The organism is Ferdinandcohnia sp. GQ5 (assembly GCF_059759275.1).
In genome coordinates, this window is the sequence record NZ_JCAXEW010000014.1 from 55395 (window position 1) to 67648 (window position 12254).

At 36.7% G+C, this 12254-nt stretch carries 10 protein-coding genes; 3 read left to right on the top strand and 7 right to left on the bottom strand.

Annotation, left to right across the window (positions count from 1 at the left end; genetic code table 11):
- Positions 1–47: 47 nt before the first annotated feature.
- The 4 genes from licT to AC6CHV_RS17050 all read right to left on the bottom strand — a co-directional run bounded on the left by licT (position 48) and on the right by AC6CHV_RS17050 (position 5127).
- Positions 48–896 (bottom strand): BglG family transcription antiterminator LicT, encoded by an 849-nt coding sequence (gene licT / locus AC6CHV_RS17035; protein ID WP_121449247.1) that lies wholly within the window; start codon positions 894–896, stop codon positions 48–50.
- 47 nt (positions 897–943) lie between these two features.
- Positions 944–1810: a Cof-type HAD-IIB family hydrolase gene (locus AC6CHV_RS17040; RefSeq protein WP_341333367.1), complete on the bottom strand. Its 867-nt coding sequence runs from the start codon at positions 1808–1810 to the stop codon at positions 944–946.
- 200 nt (positions 1811–2010) lie between these two features.
- Positions 2011–3354 (bottom strand): branched-chain amino acid transport system II carrier protein, encoded by a 1344-nt coding sequence (gene brnQ / locus AC6CHV_RS17045; RefSeq protein ID WP_498079296.1) that lies wholly within the window; start codon positions 3352–3354, stop codon positions 2011–2013.
- Positions 3355–4461: 1107 nt separating this feature from the next.
- On the bottom strand, positions 4462–5127 hold the full coding sequence (locus AC6CHV_RS17050) for a phosphatase PAP2 family protein (RefSeq protein ID WP_440274691.1): 666 nt from the start codon (positions 5125–5127) through the stop codon (positions 4462–4464).
- Between the two features lie 141 nt (positions 5128–5268).
- Between AC6CHV_RS17050 and AC6CHV_RS17055 the strand changes: the two genes are divergently transcribed.
- On the top strand, positions 5269–5970 hold the full coding sequence (locus AC6CHV_RS17055) for a metallophosphoesterase (protein ID WP_498079297.1): 702 nt from the start codon (positions 5269–5271) through the stop codon (positions 5968–5970).
- 205 nt (positions 5971–6175) lie between these two features.
- On the opposite strand, the gene AC6CHV_RS17060 is transcribed toward AC6CHV_RS17055, so the two are convergent.
- Positions 6176–7063, bottom strand: a complete 888-nt coding sequence (locus tag AC6CHV_RS17060; protein ID WP_498079298.1) for a LysR substrate-binding domain-containing protein — start codon at positions 7061–7063, stop codon at positions 6176–6178.
- Positions 7064–7182: 119 nt separating this feature from the next.
- Between AC6CHV_RS17060 and AC6CHV_RS17065 the strand changes: the two genes are divergently transcribed.
- Together AC6CHV_RS17065 and AC6CHV_RS17070 are read left to right on the top strand one after the other, a co-directional pair.
- Entirely contained in the window at positions 7183–8373 is a 1191-nt protein-coding gene (locus tag AC6CHV_RS17065) for a coenzyme F420-0:L-glutamate ligase (protein WP_341333372.1), read from the top strand.
- Between the two features lie 124 nt (positions 8374–8497).
- Entirely contained in the window at positions 8498–9358 is an 861-nt protein-coding gene (locus AC6CHV_RS17070) for a mechanosensitive ion channel family protein (RefSeq protein ID WP_440274693.1), read from the top strand.
- Between the two features lie 157 nt (positions 9359–9515).
- Here AC6CHV_RS17070 and AC6CHV_RS17075 read toward each other — a convergent pair whose 3' ends face one another.
- Together AC6CHV_RS17075 and codB are read right to left on the bottom strand one after the other, a co-directional pair.
- A complete protein-coding gene (locus AC6CHV_RS17075; protein WP_440274694.1) occupies positions 9516–10787 on the bottom strand; it encodes a cytosine deaminase in 1272 nt (423 codons plus the stop codon).
- On the bottom strand, positions 10777–12036 hold the full coding sequence (gene codB, locus AC6CHV_RS17080; RefSeq protein ID WP_440274695.1) for a cytosine permease: 1260 nt from the start codon (positions 12034–12036) through the stop codon (positions 10777–10779). Before codB ends, AC6CHV_RS17075 begins: the two co-directional genes overlap by 11 nt.
- Positions 12037–12254 lie beyond the last annotated feature (218 nt).

The following is a 12254-nucleotide window of genomic DNA, read 5'->3' on the forward strand; positions in this document are numbered from 1 at the left end:
TTATTTATTTGCGTTCATGTGTATCAATTCTTTTACAATCTACATGATCACAGGTTTTTATGTCGATTTGTGACTCGATGAATATGTACGGTTAAATAAACTTCTTCTTCTTTAGAAATCTTCCAACCAAACTCTGTCTTTAAAAACTTCGAAACTTTCTTCGTACATTTATAAGCATCTGAATACTTAAGTTTGATCTGCTTATGGAAAAAATCTTCAACGGAATCAGATAATTTTTCCTTGCGCATATACCTCATTCCAAAAAAGCGAAGATGGGTTACAAATCGTTCATAGTTCACAGAAGTCTCATCAAGCTCCATTTCAAAATGGTCTTTTACTATGTTTAGTATATCATTTACCATCTGTGCAATCTGAATCGCTGCCCCCATATTATCTCCTGAAAGTTGCCCATTGACCAAATGTAGAGCAATTGAAGCCGCTTCGTCTTCATCAAGTCTAATACCGGTCTCTTTTTCAATAATATCCAAAGCTTTTAATGCAATTTGGAATTCTGGTCTATAATATTTTCGAATTTCCCATAGTAGGGCATTCTTCAATTGTATTCCTTGGTTATGCCGACTAATGGCAAAACTAAGATGATCTGTTAAAGCCACATATAGGTAATCATCTAGTTTATTAGGTAATTGAGTTTTTGCATATTCTAAAATTTTGAAGGAAATGCTTAAATACAACTCTGATGTATCTTCGAGTAACTTGGCAAGTTTTTCTGTAATCCCATGCTTTTGTAAAATAAAAGTTTTCTCAATTTGCGAAGCATCAATTATATCTCCAGACTTACGTTGAAAAGCTAAGCCTTTGCCCATGACCACTATTTCTTGATCGAGTTCGTTTCTACACATCACAACATTGTTATTTAAAACCTTTTCGATTTTCATGCATCCACCCCGTTCCTAAATCGATACCCTACATATGCGTGTAAATTTCAACTATAATACTCTTTTAGCATTTCTTCTATTGCGAAAGCTACCCCATCTTCTTCATTTGTTTTTGTATGAAAGTTACAGATGTCTACTATTTCTTTATCAGCATTTCCCATGGCAACACCACGACCTGCCATTTCGAGCATACTTTTGTCATTTAGGTTATCTCCCATCGACATGACATCCTTCATTTCAATCCCCATACTTTTAGCTAATTCTGCAAGAGCTAAGCCCTTGATCGCTTCTGGATGGTTAAACTCCAGATTTAAGTAACCTGAAGAAGTGATGACTACCCCAGTCTTATCTTTTAGCTCATTATACACCTGCTGATGTCTTTCCTCATCGTCCGCAAAGCTTAAAAGTTTATAAATTTTTAGATCATCCATGGCCTCTAATTGTTCATAATCCTCGATAAATTGAACACTTTCATTCTGGAAACGAAGCTCAATTTTCTGATTAATTTCCTCATCTGTAAAATTTGGATTGACAGTTTTCCACCAACTAGTCATTCGTTCGATAAATCTATTTCTTCCAAAAGAAAACAGTCCCTTGTTGGTAAAAAACTCCGTATACATTTCGCCGTTATGACAAGCTGTGTATACCTTCTTACAAACCGATTTATCCATTGGAATATCACGTAATACGTTACCATCTATATCAAATGAACTAGCACCGTTCAAGGTAATAATGGGACATTTAATTCCTACTTCCTTAAGAGGCATATTCGCAGCATCATAGGACCTTCCTGTTACAACAACAAATTTTACCCCTTTATCCATTGCCTTTTGTATAGCATGTGCATTAGCCGCACTAACCTTACTATTTTCATTTAATAGAGTTCCATCTAAATCTGAAGCAATCAGTTTCATCCCAAATCCCTCTTTCGTATAAAATGAAAAAACCTAAATAAACTGTCTCCTAAAACAGAAACACCTTACTTAGGTTTTGCCTGCTTTACCAGTTACAATCCTACAGTCTATTATAACAAGATATATATTTAACACAAAGCTAACGCTACTCACATAAAAAAAGGCTACTTACAACTTTATGCTATAAGTAGCCTTCCTTCTTATTCTTTAATTGGCTCTGGGTTAAGAGCACCATGTTTAATGATACTAATTAAATAGCCAATTACACCACCGACTATTGCTGGTACAATCCAGCCTAATCCAACTGAATATAATGGAAGAACTGATGCTAAGAAGTCATTTAAAGCAGCAATTTTAACACCTGCTGCATTTAATCCATCATTAATGCTTAGGATCAATGTAACTAAAATACTAACTTGATATACTTCCTTACGTCCCTTGAATAGAGGGTGTAAGAATGTTAATGCCATCAAGCAAATCGCTAATGGATATAAAGCAACCAAAACTGGTATAGAAAAACTAATAATTGTACTTAAACCGAAGTTTGAAATCACAGCACTAAATAATGTAAAGACAACTGCCCACTTCTTATAAGAAAGAGCAGGAATTAATTTTGTGAAATAAGAAGCACAAGATGTAATAAGTCCAATACTTGTTGTTAAACATGCTGCGATAACAATTACTGCAAGAATAACTTTCCCATACCATCCAAAGAAATGTTGAGAAGCAGCTGCTAATATTGCTCCACCATTATCTAACATTCCAAGACCTTCTACACTTGTTGCACCTAAGAATGCAAGTGAAGAATAAATAACTGCTAGTAGAACACCTGCTACTAATGCAACTTTACCTGTTGAAAGCATGATTTGTTTTTTAGAAGTTGCTCCACGTTGCTTCATAATGTTAATAATGATAATTCCAAATACAAACGCTGCAAGTGCATCCATTGTGTTATACCCTTCTTGGAAACCTTTAAAGAAGCTATTTGACATATAGGTTTCTGTAGGCTCTTGAATCGCACCAATCGGATTCACGAATGCCGCTATAATAAGAATAGCAATTACGATTAATAGTATCGGTGTTAACATTTTCCCGACAATATCAACAATCTTACTAGACTTTAAAGAAAAGAATAGTGTTACCCCAAAGAACACAATTGTAAATAGGAATAACGGAAGATAGCTGCTTTGATTTTCTAGGAATGGAACAATCCCAATTTCATAAGCAACTGTATTCGTTCTTGGAATTGCAAAGAAAGGACCAATTGTTAAATATAATGCAACAGTAAAGAAAATACCATAAATAGGATTAACTCGTCCCGCTAAAGATTCCAAATCACTTTTACCTGAGAATGCTAATGATAGTATACAAAGAACAGGTAATCCTACTCCTGTAATGATGAAACCAAGATTGGCTGTAAAAACATTATCTCCAGCTAACTGACCTAATTGTACAGGGAAAATTAAATTCCCTGCTCCAAAGAATAATGCAAACAACATAAATCCGACTGCAATTACATTGCTAAATGAATCTCTCGCTGACATATCTATTCCTCCTAAAACACTCTAGACACCTAATTATCCGATAACTTCTAGAGCATAAAAAATTATACTAGTAAACTCACTTGCTTACAAATCTAATCTTGATAGGAACTAATATATCACACAAAAAATTCAAAAGCAACACTTTTCAGAAAATAAAATTATATCAAAATACTTTTAATAATAAATGTAAGTACTGGTATTTAGTTCCACTGTACTAGCATAATCTATCATTTTAACGATATTTTCTTCATAAAACGATTACTTGTAATAATGGCTACTTTATAACGATTCAGTACTTGTTTTATCGAATAAGAACCTTTTACTTAGAACAAATTAATAAAAACTTATTACCAGAAGGGTTGTTATCGATGTTAAAAAACGGCATCAGGCTTTTTATTGTTTTATGCTCGGTAGTAGCTGCAGTGCTACTTCCAAAGAAATCGTATATAAAATACTTACCTGTTTCCTTATTCTCATCTAGTATTATTATGTTTGAAATCTTCTATTTTACCGTACACAAGCTCTGGAAAGTAAAAGGTAGTGTTGGGGCAATGGTTTGTGACACCTGTATATTAATTATAGGCCCTTATCTTTTTGCGAATTAATGGGTGTTTAATCTTTCAAAAGGAAAGTTTCTGCCATATACCTTCATCAATCTTGTCGCTGATTGGATTTACGCATACCCAATTATTTCATTACTAAGACAGCTAAAATTTTTCAAATTAAAAATTAGTTCTGCTAAGTTCTTTACCTTAATTTTTTCTAATGCTTTAATGAACTATATCTTCCACAAATTTTATGAAAAATGCATTGCACCAAAGCAATCGAAAAATCACCTAGAATTTGGCGAAGCCGACTTTTACTAATAAATCCACACAAAAAAGGGACCATTTAATTCACTGAATTAAATGGTCCCTTTTTAATAATACACTTAAAAATAATACATTTTAACGTGTTACTTCACTACAGTATCGGCCCCACCTTCGCCAAATACCACGATGACCACACATGTCATCCACCTGACTTTATTATAGTTGATAGCGCTTTCATTTTCAATCAAAACCTTTCCCTAAGATTCGACAAAATCGTTGGAATCATCTACCTGCATCAACCCGTTTGTAGCTTCTTGTTTTTGATGGCTTGTCTATCCTTGTACCACTGAAAGGTCCATATTGAAAATCCAAGCCATGTAGCACTTGCAAAATATCCACCGATAATATCGGTTGGATAATGGACTCCTAAATATATTCGACTGATCCCAATCCCCACTATCATTATTCCACTAGATATGAGTAGTACCATTCTCCCCCACACGACTGGAATATGGCGCCATAACAGGAATGTGAAGATACCGTAAAATGTGAAAGCATTCATCGCATGACCACTCGGAAAGCTATAACCCGAGATTTCAATTAATCTGCGGAATTCTGGTCTTGCCCTTTCAAATAGTTCTTTTAGTAAGATGTTTAAGAGTGGCGAACCAACCATCACGCCTATAAACAAAACCAACTCATGACGATGCTTCAATACTTTATAGAGGAAATACAAAATAAGAAGGGATAAAACAACGACGACTGGTGCAGACCCGATTAATGAAAGGAACTTCATCAGCGCGGTAAGTCTGGCTGATTCCATCCCCTGAACTAAATCAATCACACGCCTATCAATAAGGAGCACATCATGGACATGAACAAAGTAGGCCAAAGTCCCAAACACAATAATTGATGAAAAACAAAAAATAACGGCAACTGATAGCGGTTTTCTTATGTTCATTAGCGTCACACTCTCTCTAGTTTGATCACTTGCTTTTAGGAATTTATTTACTTTAAAAAAATTTGCAAAATGGGTATTCCTCACTATGACGTAGGGTGTGCTAAAATAGAAGAACCTATTATAGTAAAAGGTTGTGTGTGGATGAGACGAATGCTTGCGATAAGTGATATTCATGGTGATTTAGATAAATTTGAACGGCTTTTAGAACTAGTAAAATACAATGATCAGGCAGACCAACTTTTGTTGTTGGGAGACTATGTTGATCGAGGACCACACTCAAGGGCTGTTTTAGATAGAGTAATTGAGTTACGGGACAAAGGAGCTATTGCGTTGATAGGCAATCATGAAAAGATGATGATGGAGGCTTTCCGCGCTGATTCAATGAGTGTCAAACGATGGTTTTACAATGGCGGGATAAAAACTTTACAAAACTACGGCTATCACATTGAAAAGGATGATGCGAAGTATTGGTACACCACGGAGGAAATGCCTAATCTTCTTCAAATAAACAAAGAAATTCAGCAGCATTTAGAAATTTTAAAGGAATTTCCATATTATTATCAAACAGATACTCATATTTTTGTTCATGCAGGGGTTCATCCTGAAACACCACTAGAATCAACTGACCCCCATTTATTAGTCTGGATTCGCGAGGAATTTCACAATGGCTACATGGGACATAAGACTGTTGTTTTTGGTCATACACCTACCAAATATCTACATAAGAGTAATGAAGTTTATTTCGGAAAAAATAACATCATTGGTATTGATGGTGGCTGTGCATACGGAGGGAGACTTTACTGCCTTGATGCTACCAATTCGCAGATTTATTATGTCGAATGAATACATAGGGGCAATCTACAGTTTAAGAAATTAGAACCCCCCAAAACTAGCCTTATGCTTCTTTACTAATCAACGCTTAGCAACAATTTTTTAGAAAAGAGCCTTTTAAAAGAGTAACCTGTCTTTCTAGTAAAAGTACACTGGTTACTCAGTTTTGATTTTTATTTATCTCTTAAAAATTATGACATGGAATAGATATACACCCTCATCCTTCCTTCTTAACGATTTCAACAAACTTTGTTGATGCTGGTGATAGTGGTACATTTTTAACGTAACAGATTCCAATGCTCCGTTTTGGGATCTGTTCTGTAAGCTTTACCTCATGTAGGATGCCACTTTTTAAATATTCTTGGGAAAATTCTCTCGTGACACAGGCAATACCAAGATTTATTTTAGCAAACTCCAATAATAAATCATGAGAGCCCAGTTCAAACTCTGGCGATATCCTCAGTCCCTTTGACAATAGATATTCCTCAACATAATTTCGTGAAATGGATTTCGGTTCTAAAAATATTAATGGATATTCTATAAGATCGGACACATTGACTGACTTATATAGAAGCTCATTATAATTTTTCCCGCACACAAATATATCATGAATATCCATGCATGGAATTTGTGCTAGGGTAGCGTCATTTACCGGGAAGTTACAAATGGCGAGGTCAACCTCTCCTAACTTCAATAAAGAAATAAGTTCCTGGGTTGTCCCATTTTCAATCTTAAACTTTATATTGGGATATTCCGTATGAAAAATTTCTAAATAGGCGAGCAAAAAGTATTTCGATATCGTATCACCCACACCTATTCTTAGTTCCCCTTTTGTTAGATTCTTAAATTCCATAATCATTTCCTCACCAACATTGATGAGATTCATAGCCGAATGAACATATTCATATAAAAGATTTCCCTCATCGGTCAACGAAACCCCTTTAGGTGTACGGTTAAATAGTCTTGTATCCAATTCTCTTTCTAGTTGCATCATCGCTTGACTAACTGCAGGCTGTGTCATAAATATGTCCTTGGCCGCCTTGGAAAAGCTCCCATTCTTAGCGACTACACTAAAAACTTTATATAAATCTAATTTACCTATCATATTAATACTCCTTATACCCATTATTAGATATATTAATTTTACTTATATCCCATGGTAGATGTATAGTACTAGTAGATAATATTTACATAAAAACTTATCAGCATGTAGGAGTGATTGTTTTGGAAAGAGTAGTTGGAACAGTTGTAAGAGGTTTACGTGGACCAATCATCAATACAGGTGACAGCATTGAGCAAATCGTTGTTGATACTGTATTAACCGCTTCTGAGGTGGAAGGTTTTACAATTCAAGATAAAGATATCATAACGATTACAGAATCTATTGTTGCTCGTGCTCAAGGTAACTATGCGACAATCGACCATATCGCAAAGGATGTACAATCTAAATTTGGAGACGACACAATCGGTGTTATTTTTCCAATCCTAAGCCGTAACCGTTTTGCGATTAATCTTCGTGGAATTGCAAAAGGCGCAAAGAAAATCGTCCTTATGTTAAGCTATCCATCAGATGAAGTAGGTAATCACCTTGTGGACCTTGATTTACTTGATGAAAAAGGCGTAAATCCTTGGACGGATGTGTTAACAGAGCAACAATTCCGCGAATTTTTCGGACATAATAAACACACTTTTACAGGTGTAGATTACATTGATTACTACAAATCGTTAGTTGAAGAATACGGAGTAGAATGTGAAGTAATCTTCTCAAATAACCCAAGAACGATTCTAGACTATACTAAGAGCGTGCTAACTTGTGACATTCACACAAGATTCCGTACAAAGAAAATTTTAAAGGCAAACGGCGGAGAAAAAATTTATAGCCTTGATAATATTCTTTCAGAATCAATCGACGGCAGCGGCTATAACGAAAACTATGGCTTACTTGGTTCTAACAAAGCAACTGAGGAAAGCGTGAAGCTCTTCCCTCGTAATTGCCAACCAGTTGTAGATCAAATCCAGGAAGTCCTCAAAGAGAAAACTGGTAAAATGGTAGAGGTTATGATTTACGGTGACGGCGCATTTAAAGACCCTGTCGGAAAGATTTGGGAACTTGCTGATCCGGTTGTTTCACCTGCCTACACAGCAGGCCTTGAAGGAACGCCGAATGAGGTTAAATTAAAATATCTTGCTGATAATAATTTTGCAGATTTAAAGGGCGAAGAACTTAAAAAGGCAATCTCTGAGTTTATTAAAAATAAAGAAAACGACCTTGTTGGACAAATGGAAGCACAAGGTACAACACCTAGAAGACTAACTGACCTGATTGGCTCTCTATCTGATTTAACTTCAGGAAGTGGGGACAAAGGTACCCCGTTCATCTATATCCAAGGGTACTTTGATAACTATACAAAATAAAGAATGCCAATTCCTCTGTGATCTCACAGGGGATTTTTTCTTAGAAACATGTTTCCTTTTTTACGATTTGTGGTATTCTCTTACTAATCAAAAATGAATTGGAAACAAAGGAAGGATGATATGTTTGTTTGATTTACTTGATATCAATTGGGAGGCTCTGCTCCTACATACAGGAATTATCATTTTAAAACTAATCGGAATCTTTATCGCCTTTATTATTGTAAAAAAGATTGGAAACAAAGTGATTGACCGAACCTTTACGAAATTACAGGATAAACAAAACATTACTTTAGGGCGAGCTCATACGCTTCAAAGGCTAATGGAAAATATTTTATCATATGCCTTGATTTTTATGCTAATTGCGTCCATTTTTGGCATATTTAATATTCCTGTTGCAAGTCTGATTGCCGGTGCCGGAATTGTTGGACTGGCTGTTGGTTTTGGAGCACAAGGACTCGTAAGTGATGTTGTAACAGGCTTTTTCTTGTTATTAGAAAAACAAATTGATGTTAATGATTATGTTACCATTGGAGCTATTGATGGTGTAGTAGAGGCAGTAGGTTTACGAACCACTCAACTTCGCGGCTTTGATGGAACCTTACATTATATTCCGAATCGCGACATTACAAGTGTAAGTAACCATTCCCGCGGAAATATGCGTGCCCTTGTAGATATCGGGATTGCCTATGGAGAAGACATTGATAAAGCCATAACCGTAATGCAAGAAGTATGTGAACATGTTGCTGCAGAGAATCCAGTAATTGTTGAAGGACCAAATGTCATTGGGGTTCAAGCACTTGGAGCATCAGATGTTGTTCTACGTGTTATAGCCAAAACAGAAAATGGGGAACATTGGGGTGTTGAGCGTCAACTTCGAAAAGCGATTAAAGAGGCCTTTGACAAAAATGGAATTGAAATACCATTCCCTCATCAAGTCACCATTCATAAGAATGATGAAAGTCCACAAAGAATGGGACAAGCATAAGACGAGCGCTGTCATAAGGTGCTTTGACATCCAAAGCGATTTGGCTTAGACCAGCGAGCCGATAGCACCTGGAGCTAAACGTGAAAACCAGGTAAACAGTTTATACTCTCCTATCTTATAAAAAAAGGGCATCCTATTGTGGATGCCCGTTCTCTATTCATCGATTAAAATCAACTGCTTCTGTTTGGTCTAATGAAATCATTGTTTCACTTGGCTTTGTTTCTGCGATGATTTTTCCATTTCTAAATGAATAGCGGACTTTTGCTTGTTTACGGATTGTTTCATATTCATTTTCTGCTGACATGACAACGAAGTTTGCCGGCTTTCCTTCTTCAATTCCGTAGCGTTCTTCGATGTGTAGTGTCTTAGCGCTGTTTGTCGTAATCAAATCAATGGAATTCACAATTTGCTCATAACCCATCAATTGTGAAGCGTGGATTCCCATATGAAGTACCTGTAGCATATTACCCGTTCCTAGTGGATACCACGGGTCAAAAATATCATCATGTCCAAAGCTTACGTTTAGTCCCGCTTCTAATAGTTCTTTAACACGCGTTAGTCCTCTGCGTTTTGGGTACGTATCAAAGCGACCTTGTAGGTGAATATTCACCAGTGGATTTGACACAAAATTAATATTTGAAAGCTTTAGTAAACGGAAAAGCTTGTACGTATACGCATCATTGTATGAACCCATCGCTGTAGTGTGGCTTGCTGTTGTACGAGTACCAAGTCCGCGCTCATAGGCTTCCTTTGCCACAACCTCAACAAATCTTGATTGCTCATCATCAATTTCGTCACAATGGATATCAACTAACCGATCATATTTTTCTGCTAAATCAAAGGCAATCTTCATTGACTCGACACCATATTCACGAGTAAATTCAAAATGAGGAATACCTCCAACGACATCAGCACCCATTTTGACTGCTTCTTCAAGCAATTCTACTCCATTCGGATAGGATAATATTCCTTCCTGAGGAAAGGCAACAAGCTGAATATCTACATAATCTTTCATTTCCTCTTTCACTTCAAGCATTGCCTTTAGTGCTGTTAAGTTAGGGTCAGTAACATCGACATGGGTACGAACGTGCCCTATCCCTTGAGCAATTTGCCATTTTAGTGCTGTTTTGGAACGTGTTTTTACATCCTCAAGGGTTAAGGATTCTTTACGCTGTGACCAGCGCTGGATCCCCTCAAATAAAGTACCGCTTTGATTCCACTCCGGTTCGCCTGCCGTCAAAGTCGTATCCAAATGAATATGTGGCTCAATGAAAGGTGGCAATACTAGGGAGCCATCTACATCGATTACTTCCTCATTTGCCTCTGTTTCAACTAGTTGTTCTTTCGTAATTTTTTCAAACTGACCTTCTTTAATAACAAGATGCCAGAGACCTTCTTTTCCTCGTAAAGTTGCATTTTTAATAATCAACTGAAATCACCTTTGCTTCTTTAAGTTTTTTTGCTTCTGCTACTTTCATGAATACGAAGTAAATTACCGCTGTTCCTAGTAGTGCATTTAGTGGTGTAATCCCAGGTGCTACTTGCGCAATAGCTACACCTACACCCCACGCCGCAATTGAAACCCAGTTTACTGATTTAAAAGTCATTTCTTCAAAAGCTTTATATTCTCTGCGCTTTACAAAGAAGTAGTCTGTAATGATGATGGCACCGATAGAAGGGATCGCAGCACCAAGAAGTGTTAGGAATCCTACAAAGTTGTTGTACATCCACATTGCTAGTATGGTTCCAACTAGTCCATTTACCACTACAAATACCTTTTTAGGAATCTTCGTGATGTTTGCAAATCCTAAGCCTGAAGCATACAGTGCATTGTCATTTGTTGTCCAAATATTTAACCCGAGTACAATAATAGCTGGAATCATTAATCCCTGTAGAAACATTACTTCTGAAATATCTGCTAAGCCATAAGACATCGATCCGATTGCTCCGAAAAGGAACATTAATGAGTTTCCTAAGAAAAAGGCGATCACTGTTGCAACTACTGCTGAACGTGATGTTTTTGCAAAACGCGCAAAGTCTGGTGTTAACGTTCCTGCACTGATGAATGATCCGACGCAAATCGTAAGGGCTGCTGAAAGTGTGATGGATACGTTTGGTTTGTAATCCATCAGAGCTTCTATTCCACCTAAGGACTCAGTTGCCTCAACTGCTGAGTAGCTACCAAGAATTCCAATTGCTGGCACCGCTACGAATCCTAAAACAACCAGTGCTTTCATTCCAAAAATTGAAGTTGCTGTCATTGCAAGTCCAAAGATGAATATTAAGGCGTACACATTCCAGTCCATTGCATTTGCAACTGGAACTGCAAACATCGCTACACCTACTCCGAACCAACCAACTTGTGTAAATCCTAGTAAAAAGGATGGAAGATAGGATCCTTTATCACCAAATGCATACTTTGCCAAAAGATGTGTTGATAGTCCTGTCTTCGATGCGATATAAGCTAAGGTTCCTGTAAAAATTCCTAAAGCTAGATTCCCTGCTAACACGATTATGATAAACTCTGAAAATGTTAAGCCCATCCCAATTTCTCCACCAGCTAGCATACTTGCTGAGAAAAACGTAAGGCCTAGCATTACGGATAATGTCTTCCAAAAACCGTTTCGACTAGATTGTGGAACTGCTTGCCATGAGAACTCTGAATCCACTTTTTTCATAAATGATTCCTCCTGTATGATCATTTCTGATACCAGAAGCAAGCAGAAAAAAAAGAGGCTAATTACCAGGTATCCTGACAATTAGCCCCTTCATCTATTAAAAGGAACAGGGAAAGTTTATACACGTATCCCCACGTCTTTTAATAAAATCCGCCGTCCTTGTCAGCCTCTCTGGACTGAATTAAAGGTACCAGTTATTAAATTAATGTTATTATTGC

What these genes read in the sequence shown, in the direction of transcription:
- licT (WP_121449247.1), bottom strand. Translation starts at nt 896, where the DNA reads ATGAAAATCGAAAAGGTTTTAAATAACAATGTTGTGATGTGTAGAAAC.
- AC6CHV_RS17040 (WP_341333367.1), bottom strand. Translation starts at nt 1,810, where the DNA reads ATGAAACTGATTGCTTCAGATTTAGATGGAACTCTATTAAATGAAAAT.
- brnQ (WP_498079296.1), bottom strand. Translation starts at nt 3,354, where the DNA reads ATGTCAGCGAGAGATTCATTTAGCAATGTAATTGCAGTCGGATTTATG.
- AC6CHV_RS17050 (WP_440274691.1), bottom strand. Translation starts at nt 5,127, where the DNA reads ATGAACATAAGAAAACCGCTATCAGTTGCCGTTATTTTTTGTTTTTCA.
- AC6CHV_RS17055 (WP_498079297.1), top strand. Translation starts at nt 5,269, where the DNA reads ATGAGACGAATGCTTGCGATAAGTGATATTCATGGTGATTTAGATAAA.
- AC6CHV_RS17060 (WP_498079298.1), bottom strand. Translation starts at nt 7,063, where the DNA reads ATGATAGGTAAATTAGATTTATATAAAGTTTTTAGTGTAGTCGCTAAG.
- codB (WP_440274695.1), bottom strand. Translation starts at nt 12,036, where the DNA reads ATGAAAAAAGTGGATTCAGAGTTCTCATGGCAAGCAGTTCCACAATCT.